Annotated in this window: 18 protein-coding genes; 9 read left to right on the plus strand and 9 right to left on the minus strand. The window is 72.2% G+C overall.

Features of this window, described 5'->3' with window-relative positions; translation table 11 throughout:
- The first annotated feature begins 5 nt into the window (after nucleotides 1-5).
- A complete protein-coding gene (locus tag OG594_RS17020) occupies nucleotides 6-386 on the plus strand; it encodes a DUF742 domain-containing protein (protein ID WP_030009157.1) in 381 nt (126 codons plus the stop codon).
- The gene (locus tag OG594_RS17025; RefSeq protein ID WP_323185232.1) at nucleotides 386-1,057 is read left to right on the plus strand and encodes an ATP/GTP-binding protein; all 672 of its coding nucleotides are present in this window, start codon (nucleotides 386-388) and stop codon (nucleotides 1,055-1,057) included. Before OG594_RS17020 ends, OG594_RS17025 begins: the two co-directional genes overlap by 1 nt.
- Before the next feature lie 98 nt (nucleotides 1,058-1,155).
- On the opposite strand, the gene OG594_RS17030 is transcribed toward OG594_RS17025, so the two are convergent.
- A complete protein-coding gene (locus OG594_RS17030) occupies nucleotides 1,156-1,593 on the minus strand; it encodes a PPOX class F420-dependent oxidoreductase (protein ID WP_266599703.1) in 438 nt (145 codons plus the stop codon).
- A gap of 106 nt (nucleotides 1,594-1,699) precedes the next feature.
- Between OG594_RS17030 and OG594_RS17035 the strand changes: the two genes are divergently transcribed.
- On the plus strand, nucleotides 1,700-2,098 hold the full coding sequence (locus OG594_RS17035) for a roadblock/LC7 domain-containing protein (RefSeq protein ID WP_189734290.1): 399 nt from the start codon (nucleotides 1,700-1,702) through the stop codon (nucleotides 2,096-2,098).
- 113 nt (nucleotides 2,099-2,211) lie between these two features.
- The gene (locus OG594_RS17040) at nucleotides 2,212-3,054 is read left to right on the plus strand and encodes a DUF6397 family protein (RefSeq protein ID WP_266599706.1); all 843 of its coding nucleotides are present in this window, start codon (nucleotides 2,212-2,214) and stop codon (nucleotides 3,052-3,054) included.
- Here OG594_RS17040 and OG594_RS17045 read toward each other — a convergent pair.
- The 3 genes from OG594_RS17045 to OG594_RS17055 form a co-directional block, all read right to left on the minus strand.
- Nucleotides 3,018-3,419 carry a YchJ family protein gene (locus tag OG594_RS17045; protein ID WP_266599708.1) on the minus strand — a complete coding sequence of 134 codons (402 nt, stop codon included), beginning with the start codon at nucleotides 3,417-3,419 and terminating at the stop codon, nucleotides 3,018-3,020. The genes OG594_RS17040 and OG594_RS17045 overlap by 37 nt on opposite strands.
- Before the next feature lie 8 nt (nucleotides 3,420-3,427).
- The gene (locus OG594_RS17050; RefSeq protein ID WP_266599710.1) at nucleotides 3,428-4,324 is read right to left on the minus strand and encodes an acyl-CoA thioesterase II; all 897 of its coding nucleotides are present in this window, start codon (nucleotides 4,322-4,324) and stop codon (nucleotides 3,428-3,430) included.
- Nucleotides 4,325-4,394: 70 nt separating this feature from the next.
- Entirely contained in the window at nucleotides 4,395-6,917 is a 2,523-nt protein-coding gene (locus OG594_RS17055) for an RNA helicase (RefSeq protein ID WP_266599712.1), read from the minus strand.
- A 144-nt stretch (nucleotides 6,918-7,061) separates the two neighbouring features.
- Between OG594_RS17055 and OG594_RS17060 the strand changes: the two genes are divergently transcribed.
- The gene (locus tag OG594_RS17060; protein ID WP_266599714.1) at nucleotides 7,062-7,853 is read left to right on the plus strand and encodes a metal-dependent hydrolase; all 792 of its coding nucleotides are present in this window, start codon (nucleotides 7,062-7,064) and stop codon (nucleotides 7,851-7,853) included.
- 174 nt (nucleotides 7,854-8,027) lie between these two features.
- Here the strand turns inward: OG594_RS17060 and OG594_RS17065 are convergent, their stop codons facing one another.
- The 4 genes from OG594_RS17065 to OG594_RS17080 form a co-directional block, all read right to left on the minus strand.
- Nucleotides 8,028-9,809, minus strand: coding sequence for an ABC transporter ATP-binding protein (locus tag OG594_RS17065; RefSeq protein WP_266599716.1), 1,782 nt, complete (start codon nucleotides 9,807-9,809; stop codon nucleotides 8,028-8,030).
- A complete protein-coding gene (locus OG594_RS17070; protein ID WP_266599718.1) occupies nucleotides 9,806-11,737 on the minus strand; it encodes an ABC transporter ATP-binding protein in 1,932 nt (643 codons plus the stop codon). Before OG594_RS17070 ends, OG594_RS17065 begins: the two co-directional genes overlap by 4 nt.
- A 160-nt stretch (nucleotides 11,738-11,897) precedes the next feature.
- Nucleotides 11,898-14,834, minus strand: coding sequence for an FAD-binding and (Fe-S)-binding domain-containing protein (locus OG594_RS17075; protein ID WP_266599720.1), 2,937 nt, complete (start codon nucleotides 14,832-14,834; stop codon nucleotides 11,898-11,900).
- 40 nt (nucleotides 14,835-14,874) lie between these two features.
- A complete protein-coding gene (locus OG594_RS17080) occupies nucleotides 14,875-15,327 on the minus strand; it encodes a MarR family winged helix-turn-helix transcriptional regulator (RefSeq protein ID WP_266599722.1) in 453 nt (150 codons plus the stop codon).
- 178 nt (nucleotides 15,328-15,505) lie between these two features.
- On the opposite strand from OG594_RS17080, the gene OG594_RS17085 reads away from it, so the two are divergent.
- The 4 genes from OG594_RS17085 to OG594_RS17100 all read left to right on the plus strand — a co-directional run bounded on the left by OG594_RS17085 (nucleotide 15,506) and on the right by OG594_RS17100 (nucleotide 19,308).
- On the plus strand, nucleotides 15,506-17,368 hold the full coding sequence (locus OG594_RS17085; protein ID WP_266599724.1) for an ABC transporter ATP-binding protein: 1,863 nt from the start codon (nucleotides 15,506-15,508) through the stop codon (nucleotides 17,366-17,368).
- 63 nt (nucleotides 17,369-17,431) lie between these two features.
- The gene (gene mltG / locus OG594_RS17090) at nucleotides 17,432-18,295 is read left to right on the plus strand and encodes an endolytic transglycosylase MltG (RefSeq protein WP_266599726.1); all 864 of its coding nucleotides are present in this window, start codon (nucleotides 17,432-17,434) and stop codon (nucleotides 18,293-18,295) included.
- Between the two features lie 69 nt (nucleotides 18,296-18,364).
- Complete coding sequence (locus OG594_RS17095) at nucleotides 18,365-18,892, plus strand: hypothetical protein (protein WP_266599728.1); 528 nt, start codon at nucleotides 18,365-18,367, stop codon at nucleotides 18,890-18,892.
- On the plus strand, nucleotides 18,859-19,308 hold the full coding sequence (locus OG594_RS17100; RefSeq protein ID WP_266599730.1) for a hypothetical protein: 450 nt from the start codon (nucleotides 18,859-18,861) through the stop codon (nucleotides 19,306-19,308). Before OG594_RS17095 ends, OG594_RS17100 begins: the two co-directional genes overlap by 34 nt.
- Nucleotides 19,309-19,323: 15 nt before the next feature.
- Here the strand turns inward: OG594_RS17100 and OG594_RS17105 are convergent, their stop codons facing one another.
- Nucleotides 19,324-20,475 (minus strand): FAD-dependent oxidoreductase, encoded by a 1,152-nt coding sequence (locus OG594_RS17105; protein ID WP_266602983.1) that lies wholly within the window; start codon nucleotides 20,473-20,475, stop codon nucleotides 19,324-19,326.
- Between the last annotated feature and the right edge of the window lie 34 nt (nucleotides 20,476-20,509).

A 20,509-nucleotide genomic window follows, 5' to 3' on the forward strand; every position in this document is an offset into this window, starting at 1 on the left:
GGCACATGAACGGCCAGTGGTACGACGCCGACGCGGGCCCGCTCGTCCGTCCGTACGCCGTGACCGGCGGGCGCACGAAGCCGGGACCCCACGGGGTCCGCTTCGACCTGATCGCGCTGGTCGTGGTCGACCCGGCGGGCACGGACGAGGCGGCCGAGTCCCTGCTGGGCCCCGAACACCGGGCACTGCTCGGACTCTGCCGGTCCGAGACCCAGTCGGTGGCCGAACTCGCCGCCGACGCGGACCTGCCCGTGGGAGTGGTGCGGGTGCTCCTCGGGGACCTGCTGGAGGGCGGGCACGTCAAGGTCAGCCGGCCCGTACCGCCCGCACAGCTGCCGGACGAGCGGATTCTGCGTGAAGTCATCGAGGGATTGCGAGCGCTTTGATGGGACAGTACGACGATCGAGCTGGCGGACCGGCCCCGGTCCAGGACGAGGGCGCGGACCCCGGTCCGGGGGAAGACCCCGAACTGGCCGCACTCGCCCTGAAGATCCTGGTGGCGGGCGGGTTCGGAGTGGGCAAGACCACGCTGGTCGGCGCGGTCAGCGAGATCCGGCCGCTGCGGACGGAGGAAGCGCTGAGCGAGGCGGGCGAACTGGTCGACGACACGGGCGGCGTGGACCAGAAGACGACCACGACGGTGGCCATGGACTTCGGGCGGATCACCATCCGCTCCGGGCTGTCCCTGTACCTGTTCGGCACGCCGGGGCAGGACCGGTTCTGGTTCCTGTGGGACGAACTGTCGCTGGGCGCGCTGGGCGCGGTGGTGCTGGCCGACACGCGACGGCTGGAGGACTGCTTCCCGGCGGTGGACTACTTCGAGCACCGGCGCATTCCGTTCGTGGTGGCCGTCAACTGCTTCACGGACGCCCGGCGGTACGGGGCGCACGACGTCGCGCGGGCCCTGGACCTGGAGCAGGGGACGCCAGTGGTGCTGTGCGACGCGCGGGACCGGGACTCGGGGAAGGAAGTGCTGATCAGGCTGGTCGAGTACGCCGGGCGGGTGCACACCGCCCGGCTGTTGGACTCGGTGGGGTCGCAGGCCGATTCCGTGTGAACCGGCCGGGGCGGCGGGACGGGGAGTCAGGCAACGGAGGTCGGGCCTCGGGATCCCGGGCTCGGGAGCCGGGGTTGCGATCCGAGGTCAGGGGCCGGTCATTCGGCGACACCGGCGAGCGCGATCACCTTGTCGATCGGAACCCTGACGAGGAGTTCGGTCGGGACGGCATTGCGGCGCCCGAAGGATCCTGCCTGTTCCTCGCCCATGTAGCGGGCGCCGATCCGGGTGGCCCAGGCGAGCAGTTCGTCGGGGCCGTCGGTGTACCCGGTGATCTCGGCGCGGCCCTGGAGGACGACGAAGGAGAAGGGCGGCCGGTCGTCGTCCACGCAGAGCGCGACCCGGCCGTCGCGGGCGAGGTTGCGCCCCTTGACGGTGTCCTTTCCGGTGTTGAAGACGAAGGAATCGCCGTCGAGCACGAACCAGATGGGAGCGATGTGCGGACTTCCGTCCTCGCGCACGGTGGAGAGCTTTCCGGTGCGGGTGGAGTGCGAGACGAACGCCCTCCATTCCTCTTGAGTCATCTTCTTCGCCATGGGGACATCCTCCTTGCCCGAAAGGCGCTGGTGGGGAAGGCTTGCGGCACAAGTACGCGGGGTGGGGCGCGGCCATGTGGCCGACGTCAACGGGGAGGGGCTGGGAATGGCACTGGACAAGCAACTGGACTGGCTGTTGGACGACCTGACGCGCAGGGTCCAGCAGGTGCGGCACGCGGTGGTGCTGTCCAACGACGGCCTGGTCACGGGGGCGAGCGCGGGGCTGGCGCGGGAGGACGCGGAACACCTGGCGGCTGTCGCGGCCGGATTGCAGAGCCTTGCCAAGGGGTCCGGACGCCACTTCCGGGCCGGTGAAGTGCGGCAGACGATGGTCGAGTACGACGAGGGAGCGCTCTTCGTCATGGCGGCGGGCGCGGGCAGCAGCCTGTGCGTGTTGAGCGCCGCCGAGTCCGACATCGGTCAGGTCGCGTACGAGATGACGCTGCTGGTCAACAGGGTGGGGGAGCACCTGGGAGTTGCGGAGCGGCGCATCACCGGCGGCTGAGCCGGGCCGATTTCGGCGCCGCTCGGGACGTTATCCACAGGGCTCGCGGGGTGTCATTGCACCGAGTTACGGTCTTCACACAGAGTAATCACTGCTCGTGGGGGAGGACCGTAATGAAGCAGATGGGGACCGCACTTCGGGACGCTGTGGCCGACGGCGCTGCGGCCGACGGTGCTGGGGTCGGCGGCGCCGGGGACGTGTGGGTGGGCGGCGCGCAGGCCGCAGGTGAACTGGGGCTGAGCCGGAGCGAGTTCGCCAGGGCCGTCCAGTTGGGGATCGTGCGGGCCGGGCCGCGCACGCTCGCCGGGGCCGCGCGCTACGCACGGGCCGAGCTGGACCGGGTCAGGTCGGTGACGGGCCCGCCGGGCGCGCTGCGCGAGCGGGTCGAGACGGTGGCCGGGGCGGAGGCCGCGGCCGAGGTGGTGGGGGTCGGTCCGAGCCGCTTCACGCGGCTCGCGCGTTGCGGGCACGTGATCCCGGTCGGCTACCGGATCAACCGGTACCGCGCCGTGGTGTGGCTCTACCTGACCGCGGAGCTACGGAGCTTCGCCGCGCGAGATCCGGGAATGCTGCGCGGGACCGCGCCCCCGGCGGACCGGGAACTGATGGCGGCCAAGGCGGATCTGCGCCCGCGCACGTGGCGCGGGCGGCATGTCGGGCTGCTGCTGAGACGAACCGCCGACCCGTGGGAGCGCGCCGCCGTACTGGCTTCCGTGCTGCCCGAGGACGAGTTGCTGGCGGCCGTTCCCGACCCGGCGGAGCGGATCGTCCTGGCCGCCCTCGGCCCGCCCCCGCCGTACGGTCACCCGCAGGCTCCGGCGGCGGCCGCGGTGGCGAGCGGGCTACTGAAGGCCGGCCCGCCGGACGAGATCCACTGGTACCGCACCAGCCTGGACTTCGCCCTGGAGGGGGCGCGGGGTCAGTCGAAGTCGACGGGGGAGAGGGGGCCGACGTAGACCCAGGCCCCGGCCTCGCGGGAGAAGCTGCTGTGCTCGTGCAGCGAGCCGGTGTGCCGGCCCTCGCGGTAGTGGGCGCGGAACTCCACCGAGCCCTCCGTCTCGAACATCCCGCCGCGCTCGGTGGCCAGGATCTCCAGTCGCTCCCAACGCTGTTCGGGATCCAGGTCGAGGCGGTCCGGACGGGTGGCGGGGTGCCAGGAGCGCAGCAGGTAGGCGGTGTCGCCGACGGCGAAGGCGCTGAACCGGGAGCGCATCAGCCGCTCGGCGGTGGGCGCCGAGCGAGCACCGGAGTGGAAGGGGCCGCAGCACTCCGGGTAGGCGGCGGGCAGCCCGCAGGGGCAGGGGACGGCAGGGGTGGACATGGGTGTGCTCAGTTCTCCGGGGCGGACTCGGACGGCTTGGCGGGGTACGGGCGGAAGAGACCCTCCTGGACGACGGACACCAGCAGTCTGCCCTCCACGTCGTAGATGCGGCCCCGGGCCAGGCCCCGGCCGCCGTGCGCGATGGGCGACTCCTGGTCGTACAGGAACCACTCGTCCGCCCGGAAGGGCCGGTGGAACCACATGGCGTGGTCCAGCGAGGCCATGTCGAAACCGCGCATGCCCCACAGGGGTTCCACCGGGATGCGCACGGCGTCGAGGAGGGTCATGTCACTTGCGTAGGTGAGGGCGCAGGTATGGATGAGGGGGTCGTCGCCCAGCGGGCCGACCGCACGCATCCACACCGCGCTGCGCGGATCGGATCCCTTGAGCTCCTCGGGAGTCCAGCGCAGCCGGTTGACGTACCGGATGTCGAAGGGCTGGCGGCGGGCCATCCGCTCCAGTGCCTCCGGAAGCGCCCCGAGGTGCTCGCGGATCTCGTCCGCGACCTTGGGGAGCGTGTCCGGGTGGGGGACGTGGTGAGGAGGCAGCTGGTGCTCGATGCTGCCCTCCTCCGGATGATGGAAGGAGGCGGTGAGATTGAAGATCGTCTTGCCCTGCTGGACCGCGGTGACCCGGCGCGTGGTGAAGGACCGCCCGTCGCGCACCCGCTCCACCTGGTACACGATCGGCACCCCGGGGATGCCGGGGCGCAGGAAGTACGCGTGCAGCGAGTGGACCGGGCGGTCGCTCTCCACGGTGCGCCCCGCAGCCACCAGCGCCTGGCCGGCGACCTGCCCGCCGAAGACCCGCTGGAGGGACTCCTGCGGGCTGGCGCCGCGGAAGATGTTGACCTCGATCTGCTCCAGATCGAGCAGATCGACCAGTCTCTCGGCGGGGTTCGTCATCAGAGGATCTCCACTGTCGGGTCCGGCGGGTCCGGCGGGTCGGGCGGGTGCGGCGGGATGTGGCGGACGGTCAGAGCGCTCCGAGTTCGCCGACCGAGGTGACCCGGATGACGGCCCGGCCCTCCTCGTCGGAGGCGGCCAGGTCGACCTCGGCGCTGATGCCCCAGCCATGGTCCCCGTTGGGGTCCGCGAAGGTCTGGCGGACGCGCCACAGGCCGTGCGCCGGGTCCTCCTCGATCTGCAAGAGCTTCGGGCCGCGCGCGTCGGGTCCGGTGCCCAGGTCGACGTATTCGTCCCAGTACCCGTCCAGGGCCTCGCCCCAGGCATCCGCGTCCCAGCCGGACTCGGCGTCCAGCTCGCCCAGCACGTTGACGTGGTCGAGGGCGGCCAGCTCCACCCGGCGGAACATGGCGTTGCGGACCAGGACGCGGAAGGCGCGCGCGTTCGCGGTGACCGGCTTGACCTGGTCGGCCTTCTCCTGGGCCTGCTCCGCCGTCTCCACCTCCGGGTTCGCCAGCTGCTCCCACTCGTCCAGCAGGCTGGAGTCGACCTGGCGGACCAGCTCGCCGAGCCATTCGATCAGGTCCTGGAGGTCCTCCGACTTGAGGTCGTCGGGGATGGTGTGGTCCAGCGCCTTGAACGCGCTCGCCAGGTAGCGCAGCACGATGCCCTCCGTACGGGCCAGCTCGTAGAAGGAGGTGAACTCGGTGAAGGTCATCGCGCGCTCGTACATGTCGCGGATGATCGACTTCGGGGAGACCGGGTGGTCGCGCACCCACGGGTGGCTCTTGGCGTACACGTCGTAGGCATGGGAGAGCAGCTCTTCGAGCGGCTTGGGATAGGTGACGTCCTGGAGCCGCTCCATCCGCTCCTCGTACTCGATCCCGTCGGCCTTCATCTGGCCGACCTGGATGCCGCGTTCCTTGTTCTGCTGGGCGGCCAGGATCTGCCGCGGGTCGTCCAGCGTGGACTCCACGACCGAGACCATGTCCAACGCGTAGGAGGGGGACTCCGGGTCCAACAGGTCGAAGGAGGCCAGGGCGAAGGTGGACAGCGGCTGGTTGAGCGCGAAGTCCTGCTGGAGGTCGACGGTGAGCCGGATGGTGCGGCCCTCCGCGTCCGGGGCGTCGAGCTTCTCGACCACACCGCCGTCCAGCAGCGAGCGGTAGATCGCGAAGGCCCGGCGGATGTGCCGCAGCTGCGCCTTGCGGGGCTCGTGGTTGTCCTCCAGCAGGTGGCGCATCGCCTGGAAGGCGTCGCCGGGCCGGGCGATGACCGACAGCAGCATGATGTTGGTGACCTTGAAGCGCGACGTGAGCGCCTCCGGGTCGGCGGCGATGAGCTTCTCGAACGTGGTGTCCGACCAAGCGACGAAGCCCTCGGGGGCCTTCTTGCGCACCACCTTGCGGCGCTTCTTCGGATCGTCGCCCGCCTTCGCGAGCGCCTTCTCGTTCTCGATGACGTGCTCGGGGGCCTGCGCGACCACGTAGCCCGCGGTGTCGAAGCCGGCCCGGCCGGCGCGCCCCGCGATCTGGTGGAACTCCCGGGCGCGCAGCGTGCGGACCCGGTTGCCGTCGTACTTGGTGAGCGCGGTGAACAGCACCGTGCGGATCGGGACGTTGACGCCGACGCCGAGGGTGTCCGTACCGCAGATCACCTTCAGCAGACCGGCCTGGGCGAGCTTCTCGACGAGGCGGCGGTACTTGGGCAGCATGCCGGCGTGGTGCACACCGATGCCGTGCCGGACGTAGCGGGAGAGGTTCTGGCCGAACTTGGTGGTGAAGCGGAAGTTGCCGATGAGATCGGCGATCCTGTCCTTCTCCTCGCGCGTGCACATGTTGATGCTCATGAGCGACTGCGCCCGCTCGACCGCCTGGGCCTGGGTGAAGTGCACGATGTAGACCGGAGCCTGCCGGGTCTCCAGCAGCTCGGTGATCGTGTCGGTGATCGGGGTGGTGACGTACTCGTACGAGAGCGGGACGGGCCGGGTCGCGGAACGCACGACCGAGGTGGGCCGGCCGGTGCGCCGGGTCAGGTCCTCCTCGAACCGCTTCATGTCGCCGAGGGTCGCCGACATCAGGATGAACTGCGCCTGCGGCAGCTCCAGCAGCGGGATCTGCCAGGCCCAGCCGCGGTCCGGCTCGGCATAGAAGTGGAACTCGTCCATCACGACCTGGCCGATGTCGGCGTGCTTGCCGTCGCGCAGGGCGATCGAGGCCAGGACCTCGGCGGTGCAGCAGATCACCGGGGCGTCCGCGTTCACGGATGCGTCGCCGGTCAGCATGCCGACGTTCTCCGTGCCGAAGAGCTTGCACAGGTCGAAGAACTTCTCCGACACCAGCGCCTTGATCGGGGCGGTGTAGAAGGTGACCTTGTCCTGGGCCAGGGCGGTGAAGTGCGCGCCGGCGGCGACCAGGCTCTTGCCGGAGCCGGTCGGGGTGGACAGGATCACGTTGGCCCCGGAGACGACCTCGATCAGCGCCTCCTCCTGAGCCGGGTACAGGGTGATGCCCTGGTCCTCCGCCCACGAGGAGAAAGCCTCGAAGAGGGCGTCGGGGTCGGCGTTCGGCGGGAGCTGATCAATGAGGGTCACACCCCCCATCTTGCCTGGCTTCCCCCCGGATCAGGGAACCGGCGGACGGAATGAAGATCACCGAAGGTACGCTGTGCCGTCGATGCGGCCCGAACGAAACAGTCGACCGGGCCCGACCACACACCAGCGGGGCGGGAAACGACCATGATGGGTCCGGCGCACTCACTGTCCGGGGCAGCGGCCTGGCTGGGGGTGGGCGCAGCCACCGCGGCCGCCGGACACCCCATGCCCTGGCCCGTCCTCGTCGTCGGAGCGCTGATCTGCGCCGGGGCGGCACTCGCCCCCGACCTCGATCACAAGTCGGCGACGATCTCCCGCGCTTTCGGCCCGCTCTCCAAAGGCGTGTGCGAGGTGGTCGACAAGATCTCCTACGCCGTCTACAAGGGCACCCGCTCCACGAAGGACGCCCGTCGCACCGGGGGCCACCGCACCCTGACGCACACCTGGCTCTGGGCCGTCCTGATCGGCGGCGGGTCCTCCCTGCTCGCCGTCACCGCCGACCGCTGGGGCGTGCTCGCCCTGCTCTTCGTGCACCTGGTGCTCGCGGTCGAAGGCCTGCTGTGGCGGGCCGCCCGGATGTCCAGCGACGTCCTGGTCTGGCTGCTCGGCGCGACCAGCGCGTGGATCCTGGCCGGGGTCCTCGACCAGCCCGGCAACGGCGCGAACTGGCTGTTCGACGGAGCGGGCCAGGAGTACCTCTGGCTCGGCCTGCCGATCGTGCTCGGGGCCCTGGTCCACGACATCGGCGACGCACTCACCGTCTCCGGCTGCCCCGTCCTGTGGCCGCTGCCGATCGCCGGCAAGCGCTGGTACCCGATCGGCCCGCCGAAGGCGATGCGGTTCCGCGCCGGAAGCTGGGTGGAGCTGAAGGTCCTCATGCCGGTCTTCATCCTGCTGGGCGGCTTCGGCGGAGCCTCGGCCCTCGGCTTCATCTAGGCCGTCACGGCCGACCCGCGGGCCGAGGACCGCTCGGGGGTCCTCGGCGCCGACCACGACCTGCGGGTCACCCAAGTCGTCGGCCCCGATCACCTGGTCGAAGCAGTGCTCCGTGACCTGGTGATCGAGGCCGTCCGACTTCCCCGGACCAGCTGACGGGCCTCCGTCACGGGCTCAGCCGTGCCAGGACCGCCACAACGCGGCGTACGCCCCGTCGGCCGCGACCAGCTCGTCGTGCGAGCCGAGTTCACTGATCCGGCCGCCCTCGACCACCGCGATCACGTCCGCGTCGTGCGCGGTGTGCAGCCGGTGGGCGATGGCGATGACCGTGCGGCCGTCCAGCACCCGGGCCAGCGAGCGCTCCAAGTGCCGGGCCGCGCGCGGGTCCAGCAGCGAGGTGGCCTCGTCCAGCACCAGCGTGTGCGGGTCGGCCAGCACCAGCCGGGCGAGCGCGATCTGCTGCGCCTGCGCCGGGGTCAGCACCGTGCCGCCGGAACCGACCTCGGTGTCCAGGCCGGCCTCCATGGCCCGCGCCCAGCCGTCGGCGTCCACCGCCGCCAGCGCCGCCCACAGCTCGGTGTCACCGGCGCCCGTCCGCGCGAGGAGGAGATTGTCCCGCAGCGTGCCCACGAACACGTGGTGCTCCTGGTTGACCAGGGCCACGTGTTCGCGCACCCGCTCCGCGGGCATCCGCGACAGCTGCGCCCCGCCGAGGGTGACCTCGCCGGTCCGGGGCGCGTAGATGCCCGCGAGCAACCGTCCCAGGGTGGACTTGCCCGCTCCCGAGGGGCCGACCAGCGCCATCCGGGTGCCCGGCGGCACGGACATCGACACCTGGTGCAGGACGTCCACGCCCGCCCGGTAGCCGAAGTGGACCTCCTGGGCCCGCACGTCCCTGCCCTCGGGCGCCACCTTCGCGTCCCCCGCGTCCGGTTCGATCTCCCGTACACCCACCAGGCGGCCGAGCGAGACCTGGGCGACCTGCAACTCGTCGTACCAGCGCAGGATCAGACCGATCGGATCGACCAGCATCTGGGCCAGGAGCGCGCCCGTGGTCAGCTGCCCGACCGACATCCAGCCCCGCATCACGCAGAAGCCGCCGATCAGCAGCACCGAACCGAGGATCGTCACGAAGGTGACGTTGATGACGGGGAAGAGCACCATCCGCAGGAAGAGCGTGTACCGCTCCCACGCCACCCACTGCGAGATCCGCCGCTCCGACAGCGCGATCCGCTCCGGCCCGAGGCGGTGCGCCTCGACCGTGCGGCCCGCGTCCACCGTCTCCGTGAGCACCGCAGAGACGGCCGCGTAGCCGGCCGCCTCCGAGCGGTACGCCGACGGTGCCCGCCGGAAGTACCAGCGGCAGCCGATCACCAGCACCGGCAGCGCCACCAGCGCGGCCAGCGCCAGCGGCGGCGCGGTCACCGCGAGCGCCCCGAACAGCAGCCCCGCCCACACCACACCGATGGCCAGCTGCGGCACGGCCTCGCGCATCGCGTTCGCGAGCCGGTCGATGTCGGTGGTGATCCGCGACAACAGATCACCGGTACCGGCCCGTTCCAGCACGCCCGGCGGCAGACCCACCGACCGCACCAGGAAGTCCTCGCGCAGATCGGCCAGCATCTCCTCGCCGAGCATCGCCCCGCGCAGCCGGACCAGCCGGGTGAAGAACGTTTGGACCGCCAGCGCCAGCGCGAACAGCAGTGCCACACGCCCCAGATGCAGCTCGCGCGCCCCCGCCGAGAGGTCGTCCACGACCCGGCCCAGCAGGTACGGGCCGACCATGGAGGCGATCACCGCGGCCGCGTTGACGCTCACCAGCGCCACGAAGGCCCGCCGGTGGCGCCGGAACAGGTCGCGCACATAGCCCCGAACGGTCGCCGACGTGCCCACGGGCAGGGTCGCGGCCGAGTCGGGGGCCGCCGGATCGTACTCCGGCGGCGCCACGCCGATCATGCGGATTCCTCGATCTCTGTGAGTGCTTCTGCCAGCTCTGTCAGTTCCAGCCCGCTGAGCCGCTGCTCCTCATCGGTCTCGCGGGTGACGACCGCCCGGTAGCGCGGCTCGCGCTGGAGCAGCTCGCGGTGGGTACCGACGGCCGCCACCGTGCCCCCGTCGATGAGCACGACCCGGTCCGCGCGGTCCAGCAGCAGCGGCGAGGACGCCAGCACCACCGTGGTCCGCCCGGCGCGCAGGGCCGCGATCCCGTCCGCGATCCGTGCTTCGGTGTGCGAGTCGACCGCGGAGGTCGGCTCGTCCAGCACGAGCACCTCCGGGTCGGTGACCAGGGACCGGGCCAGGGCGAGCCGCTGGCGCTGGCCGCCCGACAGGGACCGGCCGCGCTCGGTGATCCGGGCGTCCATCGGGTCCTCGACCCCGTCCGGCGCCGCCTGCAACAGTGCGTCCAGGACGTCCGCGCACTGGGCCGCGCCCAGCGCCGCACCGGACTCGACCGCTCCGGAGGCCGGGACGTCGAACAGCTCCCGCAGGGTCCCGGACAGCAGCACCGGATCCTTGTCCTGGACGAGGACCAGGGTGCGCGCGGTGTCCAGCTCGAGCTCGTCCAGCGCGACTCCGCCGAGGAGCACGGACGGCGCCCCGACCTCGTCGGCCCCGGAACCTGCCCCGGAACCGGTCCCGGAACCTGCCCCGGAACCGGTCCCGGCGTCGGCCTCCGCTTCGGTTCCGGCCTCCGACACCGGGTCGCCGTCCATCGGATGGCCGCCCAGGCGTTCGGCGAGCCGCCCGGCCAGGTCCGGATCCCCGCACACGACGGCGGTGAACCGTCCCGCGGGGGCCAGCAGCCCGGTCCGCGGGTCGTACAGGTCCCCGCCCGCGGCCGGTGCCGTCACCGGGTCGGTGCGCGCCGGACGCTCGCCGGCGGCGTCCGTCCGGGTCAGTGACAGCACCCGGGCGGCCCGCTGGGCGGAGGGACGCGAGAAGGAGTACGCCATGGCGATCTCCTGGAAGTGCCGCAGCGGGTAGAGCAGGGTCGCGACCGCGCTGAACGCGGCGACCAGCTCGCCCACCGCGATGCGCCCGTCCGAGACGAGCGTGGCGCCGTACCAGACCACCGTGATCATCAGCGCGCCCGGGAGCACCACCTGGATCGCGGAGATCAGCGCCCACATCCGGGCGCTGCGCACGGCTGCCTCGCGAACCTCCTGAGAGGCCTCGCGGTAGCGGCCGAGGAACAGCTCCTCACCGCCGATGCCGCGCAGCACGCGCAGGCCCGCGACGGTGTCGGAGGCCAGCTCGGTGGCCTTGCCCGCCTTCTCCCGCTGGACGTCGGCGCGCTGGGTGGCGCGCGGCAGCAGCGGCAGCGGGGCCAGGGCGATCAGCGGGACGCCGATGGCCACGACCACGCCGAGCTCGGGGGCGTAGAACAGCAGCCCGACGCAGACGAGGACGACGGAGAAGACGGCCGCGAGGAAGCGCGAGACCGCCTCGACGAACCATCCGATCTTCTCGACGTCGCCCGTGGACACCGCCACGACCTCACCCGCGGCGACCCGGCGGGTGAGGGCGGAGCCCAGCTCGGCCGTCTTGCGCGCCAGGAGCTGCTGCACCCGTGCCGCGGCGGTGATCCAGTTGGTGACGGCCGTGCTGTGGAGCATGGAATCGCCGACCGAGATGGCGATGCCGGTGACCAGGAGCAGCAGGCCGACGAGCAGCAGCCCGTTCGGCCGGCGGTCGACGACCGCGTCGACGCCGAGGCCCACCGCGTACGGCAGTGCGGCGACGCCGGTGAAGTGCAGCATCCCCCAGCACAGGCTCTTGAGCTGTCCGCCGAGTTGACCACGCCCCAGCCACAGCAGGAACCGGGGGCCGGAGCGAGCGTCGGGTACCCCTGGATCCGGATACGGAAGATCGCTGATCTGCATGACGCCCCATGACTGGTCGAGTGGTCCAAACCAAGCAAGGTTCGCCTTCAGGACTGACGCCGGGCAATCGATTTTCCGTGGGACGTACGCTGCGGCCAGCAGGTTTGCGGCGGCGGCGGAGAACGTGGCGCCTGGTCAGGGGGGTTGCGCGCCCCGGCGCTCACGGGCGGGTGGCGTGCTCCAGTTCGAGCAGGGCCGAGTAGTAGGTCCGCCCCGTCGCCCGGTCCATGCCCACCTCGCACATCCGGTTCGCCGACAGGTGCGCGTCGAAGGCCCGCGCCGTCACCTCCGCCGCCTCGCGCGCCGTCGCCGAGGCCGTCAGTTCCGGGTGCAGCAGTCCCCGGTCGCCCGCGAAGGCGCAGCAGCCCGCGTCGTCGGGAACCACCACCTCCTCGGCGCACGCCTCGGCGACCGCCCGCAGTCGGTCCTCGTCGCCCAAGTGCCGCATCGAGCAGGTGGGGTGGAGCACGGCCGAGCCCACTCTGCGCCGGACCTCCAGACGCGGCAGCAGCTCCTCGGCGGCCCACGCGATCGAGTCGAGGACCCGCAGTTCCGCGTGGAGGGCACGGTTCTCCGGTGTCAGGTACGGGACCACCTCGCGCGCGATGCCCAGCGTGCAGGAGGAGGCGTCCACGACCAGCGGCAGCAGCCCGCCGGCCGTCCAGCCCCAGGCCGCCTCGACGATCCGGTTGGCCATCACCCGGGCGCCGGCCCCGTAGCCCTTGGAGTTCCAGATCGTCGCGCAACAGGTGCCGGCGACGTCGCCGGGGATCCAGACGGGCCGCCCGGCCCGCTCCGACACGGCCACGACGGCCTGGGGCAGGGAGGGGCCCGGCCGGCCCGCCGGGCCGCCGAAGATCCGGTTGACGCAGGCCGGGTAGTACACGGCCGCGGCGCCCACCCGCCGGGTCGGCGGCAGGTGACCGGCGGCGGCGCCGGGGAGCTGCGCCGACCACTGCGGAACCAGGTCCGGGCGTACGGCCCTGCGCGCGGCCCCGGTGACCGCCTCCAGTAGCCGGTCGCCGACCCGGGAGGGGATCCGGTCGGCGGCGGCCACCGTGACCCGGGCGGCGGACTCGGCGGCCCCGAACCGCCGGGCCGCCAGCGCGGCGGCGGCCTCCTCGCGGGGGCCGTGGCGGCGGTGGCGGAAGTCCTTCATCAACGCCCCGGTGTCGATGCCGACCGGGCAGGCGAGCTTGCAGGTGGAGTCGGCGGCGCAGGTGTCCACCGCGTCGTAGCCGTAGGAGGCGAGCAGTCCGTCCAACACGGGGGAGCCGGGCTGCTGGCGCAGCATCTCGCGGCGCAGCACGATGCGCTGGCGCGGAGTGGTCGTCAGGTCCCCGCTGGGGCAGGTCGGTTCGCAGAAGCCGCACTCGATGCACGGGTCGACCACCGCCTCCACCTGCGGAATGGTCTTCAGGCCGCGCAGGTGGGCCCGCGGGTCGCGGTCGAGGAGGATGCGCGGCGCGAGCACCCCCTGCGGGTCGACGAGCCGCTTGGTGCGCCACATCAGGGCCGTGGCCGCGGGGCCCCATTCCAGCTCCAGGAACGGGGCCATGTTGCGGCCCGTGGAGTGCTCGGCCTTCAAGGAACCGTCGAACCGCTCCACGGTGAGCCGGCAGAAGGCCTCCATGAAGGCCCCGTACCGCTCGACGTCGGCGGGGTCGGCGGCGTCGAAGGCGAGCATGAAGTGCAGGTTGCCGTGGGCGGCGTGACCGGCGACGGCCGCGTCGAAACCGTGCTCCGCCTGGAGCGCGAGGAGCGCCTCGCAGGCTTCGGCCAGCCGGGACGGCGGCACCGCGAAGTCCTCGGTGATCAGGGTGGTGCCCCGGGCGCGGGCACCACCGACGGCGGTGACGAAGGCCTTGCGGGCCCGCCAGTAGCCGCCCACGGTCTTCGGGTCGCTGGTGAAGGCGTTGGTGACCGAAGGCGCCGGGGCGACCAGGTCGAGCCCGTCGAGGAGCCGGGCGGCGCGCTGCGCGCAAGCGTCCCGGCCGGCCTCGTCCGGTGCCCGGAACTCCACGAGGAGGGCCGTGGTCTCGCGGGGCAGGTCCGCCCAGTCGGCGGGCACGCCCGCGACGCTGACCGAGGCGCGCAGGGTGTTCCCGTCCATCAGCTCGACGGCGACGGCTCCCGCCCCGTTGAAGAGGGGCACGGCCGCGGCCGCCGCGGGCAGCGAGGGGAAGAACAGCAGGGCGGAGCAGAGTTCGCGGTCCAGCGGGAGGGTGTCGAAGACGACCTCGGAGATGAAGCCGAGGGTGCCCTCCGAGCCGACCATGAGCCCCCGCAGGACCTCGACGGGGGTGGTGCCGTCCAGGTAGGCGTCGAGGCGGTAGCCGGTGGTGTTCTTGATCTCGTACTTGGCGCGGATCCGGGCGACCAGCGCGGGATCGGCCTCGATCTCCCGCTTGATCTCCATCAGCCCGCGGCACAGGGCCGGTTCGGCACGGGACAGCTCCTCGTCGGCCAGCGGGTCGGCGGTGTCCACGACGGTGCCGCCCGGCAGGACGAAGGTGAGGGAGGAGAGCGTGCGGTAGGAGTTGCGGGTGGTGCCCGCCGTCATGCCGGACGCGTTGTTGGCGACGACCCCGCCGAGGGTGCAGGCGATCGCGCTGGCCGGGTCGGGGCCGAGGATCCGGCCGTGCCGCGCGAGGGCCGCGTTGGCCCGGGCCACGGTGGTGCCGGGCCGGATCCGGGCCCGCCGGCCCTCCTCCAGCACCTCGATCCCGGCCCAGTGGCGGCGTACGTCGACCAGGATGTCCTCCCCCTGCGCCTGGCCGTTCAGCGAGGTCCCGGCGGCGCGGAAGACGACCTCGCGCTGCCGGCCGTGGGCGTACGAGAGCACCGCCGAGACGTCGTCGATGTCCTCGGCGATCACCACGACCTGGGGTACGAAGCGGTAGGGGGAGGCGTCGGAGGCGTAGCGGACCAGGTCGGAGACCTTCCACAGCACCTTCTCGGGGCCGAGCAGCTCGGTCAGCTCGGTGCGCAGCGGCTCGGGCGTGCCGCCGGCCCGGTGCCCGGGGAGCCGGTCGGGGGCGGGGCCGCTGATGCTGCGGGGGCGCAGGGCACCCGGCTTCGGTTCCAGCAGCGGCATCTGCGACCCCTTGCGTCGTCGAGGCCCACGGGTGGCCTACTCAGCAGGTGCGCTCCGCCGGGGCGTCCGACAGGGCGTCCAACAGACCGCCGAGCACTTCGCGCTGGTCGGCGGTCAACGGAGCCAGGATCTCCTCCGCCGCGTCGGTTCGCGCGTTGCGCAGTCGGCGCAGCGTGGCGCGGCCGCTGTCGGTGAGCTCGATCCGGATGACGCGGCGGTTCGCGGGGTCCGGCGCGCGCCGTACGCACCCGGCCGCCTCCAGGCCGTCCACGAGGGTGGTCACCGCGCGCGGCACGACTTCCAGGCGGGCGGCGAGATCCGCCATACGGGGTGCCTGCTCGCCCTCGTAGTGCGAGACGAGGCGCAGCAAACGACTCTGGGCGGGAGTGATCCCGAGCGGCACCATGTGGCGCTTCTGGATCCGGTGCAGCCTGCGCGTCAGGCGCAGGAGCTGTTCGGCGAGGAGGCGATCGGTGTCGGAGGCGGAGCTCATGCGGGAACAATATCAGGATGCCGTTCATTGTGAGCATAGGTAACAATGACCTATGCTCCAATGGCCCCGAATTCGCCGAAGGGGACATCGCGAGGACCTCGACCCTGACCGCTGACCCCTGACCCCTGACCCCTGACCCAGACCCAGACCCCTGACCCAGACCCCCGAGAGGGTGCCCATGCCGCACGACGAACCGAAGTGGATCCCATCGAAAGACCCCCTCGACCCCGCCCGTCCCGCCCCGGCGGAGCAGCCGCGCGAGCTGCGCCGCATCGTGGGACTGTTCCGGCCCTACCGCGGCCGGCTCGCCGTCGTCGGCCTGCTGGTCGGCGCCTCCTCGCTGGTCGGCGTCGCCTCCCCGTTCATGCTCCGGGAGATACTCGACGTCGCGATCCCGCAGGGCCGCACCGGGCTGCTCAGCCTGCTCGCGCTCGGCATGATCCTCACCGCCGTCGTCACCAGCGTCTTCGGCGTGCTCCAGACCCTGATCTCCACCACCGTCGGCCAGCGCGTCATGCACGACCTGCGCACCGCCGTCTACGCACAGCTCCAGCGGATGCCGCTGGCCTTCTTCACCCGGACCCGCACCGGAGAGGTGCAGTCCCGCATCGCCAACGACATCGGCGGCATGCAGGCCACCGTCACTTCCACCGCGACCTCGCTCGTCTCGAACCTGACGGCCGTCATCGCCTCCGTGGTCGCCATGCTCGCGCTCGACTGGCGGCTCACCCTCGTCTCGCTCCTCCTGCTCCCCGTCTTCGTGTGGATCAGCCGGCGGGTCGGCCGGGAGCGCAAGAAGATCACCATGAAGCGGCAGAAGCAGATGGCCGCCATGGCCGCGACGGTCACCGAGTCGCTCTCGGTGAGCGGCATCCTGCTCGGCCGCACCATGGGCCGCTCCGAGTCCCTCACCTCCGCCTTCTCCGCCGAGTCCGAGAAGCTCGTCGCTCTGGAAGTGCGCTCCAGCATGGCCGGGCGCTGGCGGATGTCCACGATCGGCATCGTCATGGCTGCGATGCCCGCCCTCATCTACTGGGCCGCCGGCATCGCCCTCCAGACGGGCGCCCCCTCGCTCTCCGTCGGCACCCTCGTCGCCTTCGTCACGCTCCAGCAGGGACTGTTCCGGCCCGCCGTGAGCCTGCTGTCGACGGGCGTGCAGATACAGACCTCACTCGCACTGTTCGCCCGCATCTTCGAGTACCTCGACCTTCCGGTGGACATCACCGAGCGCGCGGACGCGGTGCGGCTGGACCGGGCCAAGGGCGAGGTCACCCTGGAGGACGTGCACTTCACGTACGACGCCAAGAACGGTCCGACCCTCTCGGGGATCGACATCACCGTTCCGGCCGGCGGGTCCCTCGCCGTCGTCGGCCCGACCGGCTCCGGCAAGAGCACCCTCAGCTACCTGGTGCCCCGGCTCTACGACGTCACCGGCGGACGGGTCGCCCTGGACGGGGTGGACGTGCGCGACCTCGACTTCGACTCCCTGGCCCGCTCGATCGGCGTGGTCTCCCAGGAGACCTACCTCTTCCACGCCTCGGTCGCCGACAACCTGCGCTTCGCCAAGCCGGACGCCACCGACGAGGAGATCGCCGAGGCGGCCCGCGCGGCCCAGATCCACGACCACATCGCCTCCCTGCCCGACGGGTACGACACCCTGGTCGGCGAGCGGGGCTACCGGTTCTCCGGAGGCGAGAAGCAGCGCTTGGCCATCGCCCGCACCATCCTGCGGGATCCACCGGTGCTGATCCTCGACGAGGCCACCAGCGCCCTGGACACCCGTACCGAGCACGCCGTCCAGCGGGCCATCGACGACCTCTCCGCGGGGCGTACGACCATCACCATCGCGCACCGCCTCTCCACCGTCCGCGACGCCGACCAGATCGTGGTCCTGGACGCCGGGCGCATCGCCGAGCGCGGCACCCATGAGGAGCTGCTCAAGAGGGACGGCCGGTACGCGGCCCTGGTCCGCCGGGACCGGGACGCCGCCCTCACGCCCGAACCGCCCGAGGGCGTCCAGCTGGCTCCGGTAAATGTGTGACCGTACGACCGGCGCACGGGTCGGGTGCCGGACATGCAATGAATCGCGGGTTAGCGTTCCCGCATGCGCCATGAGTACCGGCCGCCGCAACGCCGTTCCCGGCTGACCCGCCGGGGCCGGCTGGCGCTCTTCCTCGGCACGCTGCTCGCCCTCGGTGCGAGCGCCCTGATCCCGATGCTGCGCGGTGGCGAAGTGCCGGAGACGCCGCGCCGACTGCTGATCCCCGAGGGTTGGCGGGCCGCGCAGGTGTACGCCGCGGTCGACCGCGAGCTGAAGCTCCCGCCGGGATCCACGAAGGCGGCGGTGACCACCGCCGGGCTGGCCCTGCCCGCGGAGGCCAAGGGCAATCCGGAGGGCTACCTCTTCCCGGCGACGTACCCGGTGACCTCGAAGTCCACCCCGGCCATCCTCCTCGCGCACATGGTGCGGACGGCGAACCAGAAGCTCGCCACCCAGGCCGTCGTGGACGGCGGCAAGGCCCACGGGATGACCCCGTACCAGACGGCCACCCTGGCCAGCATCATCGAGGCGGAGGCCGAAGGCCGCGCCGACATGGGCAAGGTCGCGCGGGTGGTGCACAACCGGCTGGCGAGGTCGATGCCGCTCCAGATGGACTCCACCATCAACTACGCGCTGAACCGCGGCACGGTGGACACCAAGCTGAGCGACACCCGGATCGACAGCCCCTTCAACACCTACGCACGCCAGGGACTGCCGCCCGCGCCGATCGACAGCCCGGGACTGCAGGCGTTGGCAGCCGCGGTCGCCCCGACGCCCGGCGACTGGTTGTTCTTCGTCACCGTCAAGCCGGGGGACACCCGTTTCTCGGCGACGTACGAGGAACACAGGAAGCACGTCGCGGAGTTCAACCGGATCCGCGCGGGCGCCGGCTCCCGCACGGGTCGGGCCGGTCCCGCCGGGAAATGAGGGGCGGTGGGCGCGGCAGCGGTTCTACGATCGGCGGCCTGCCGAGCGAGTGGACCGAGGGGGCGAACGGTGAAATGGCCGTGGAGAGCGAAGACGAACGCTGAAGCGAAGGCCGATGGGAGCGCGGAAGCGGTCGACGGGCCGGCCTTCGATACGGAGTCGATCGGCAAGCGCATCCAGGCGCGCTTGGACGCGGACGCGAGGGCGGCTGCGGCCGCCGAGCGGGCAGGGTACGAGCGGATGGTCGAACACTGGGGCAGCAGGGTGGTCGAGTGGCGCGGCTGGCTGGCCCGTTCCCCCGTCGGAGTGGACCTGCTCCACTGGTGGTACGACGAGGCCGAACTGACCGCCCTGGTCGGTGAGGAACGGTACGTGGAACGCCTGGGAGAGCTGCTCTCGCAGGCAGCGGCGCGCGACGTCGCGGCGATGGGGATCGGTTGCACCCGGCGTGTCGACCGGGCCTGCCGCTTCGCCGGGACCTGCAGTCAGGACCCCGTCGTACCGCCGGGCGAGAAACTCGCGAGCTATCGGCACGGGGGATACCCGGGGCGTGCAGCAGCTTCATGGACTGCTCGTCCCCGCACGAGATCGACGTGACCTTCGCCGACGGCGACGACCACCGGTCGGTGCTCCTTTTCCGCGACCATCCGGGCAAGGCCCGGCTCTGGGTGGACGGCGTGCGCGTGGGCGAGGGCGAATGGCTGGACAAGGGCGGCATCTGGGTCGAGGACCGCTACTTCACGATCCAGATCGACGGCCCTAAGGACCACCCGGAGCAGGGGCTCGGCGATATGGGCCGCCAGCTCCACGCCATCGTGTCGCTCCTGATCCACGACGCGGAGCGGGGCACCACGCGCATCCTCGTCCCGGAGGCCACCGAGAGCTGGACCGATCCGGCTCTGGAGGTGCGGGACGGGACGGGTCGGGTGTACTCGACCCGGGAGGCACGCGCGGCCGGCGGCACCCCGGACCGGATCATCCCCCTCGACGAACCCGAGGCCCGGGCAGGCTGAGGCCCGCCGACGGGCTCAGGCCGCCGGGCCGGGGCCGGGCAGGGGGCCGGGGACAGGTACGGGGACCGGGACCGGGACGCCGGCCCGCTCGCGGGCCAGGAGCCGGCCGATCTCGCGGACCGCGGCGCCGCCCGCGCGGTTGGCGCCGATGGTCGACGCCGACGGGCCGTAGCCCACCAGGTGGATCCGCTCGTCGCGCACGGCCCGGGTCCCCTCGACCCGGATGCCCCCGCCCGGCTCGCGCAGGCGCAGGGGGGCGAGGTGGTCGACGGCCGCCCGGAAGCCGGTGGCCCACAGGATGACGTCCGCGTCCACGCGGCTCCCGTCGGCCCAGACGGCGCCCGTGGCGGTAATCCGGTCGAAGACGGGCCGCCGGGCCAGCACGCCCGAGGCCAGACCGGCCCGGACGGCGTCGTTCAGCGGGAGTCCCGTCACACTGACCACGCTCTGCGGCGGCAGTCCCCGGCGCACCCGCTCGTCGACCAGGGCCACCGCGGCCCGGCCCTCGGCCTCGCCGAAGCCGCCGTCGCGGAAGACCGGGGGCCGCCGGGTCACCCAGGTGGTCCCCGCCGCCACCTCGGAGATCTCCAGCAGGTGCTGCACGGCCGAGGTGCCGCCGCCGACGACGATCACCCGCGCCCCCGCGAACTCCTGCGGCCCCGGATAGTTCGCAGTGTGCAGCTGGCGGCCGCGGAAGGTCTCCTGACCCGGGTAGCGCGGCCAGAACGGCCGGTCCCAGGTCCCGGTGGCGTTGACCAGGGCCCGGGCCGACCAGATGCCCGCCGAGGTCTCCACGCGCAGCCGCCCCGCGTCCCCCTCGCGTACGGCGGACACGTCCACGGGCCGGCGTACGCGCAGGTCGAAGCGGTCCTCGTAGGCGGCGAAGTACTCCCCGATGACCTGCGACGACGGCCGCAGCGGGTCGGCGTCGGTCAGCTCCATGCCGGGCAGGGCGTGCATGCCGTGGACCTTGCCGTAGGTGAGCGAGGGCCAGCGGAACTGCCAGGCCCCGCCCGGGCGGGGTGCGTGGTCGAGGACCACGTGGTCGAGCCCCGCCCGCGCCAGGTGGTAGGCGCTGGACAGGCCGGCCTGCCCGGCGCCGATGACCACCACGTCCACGTCCACCGGCCCGTCCACGTCCACCGGGCCGTCCGCGCCCCGCATCATGTCGTTCACGGTTCTACTAACTTGCGGCGGGCGG

It is taken from the genome of Streptomyces sp. NBC_01214 (assembly GCF_026340975.1).
In the GTDB taxonomy this organism is placed as follows: domain Bacteria; phylum Actinomycetota; class Actinomycetes; order Streptomycetales; family Streptomycetaceae; genus Streptomyces.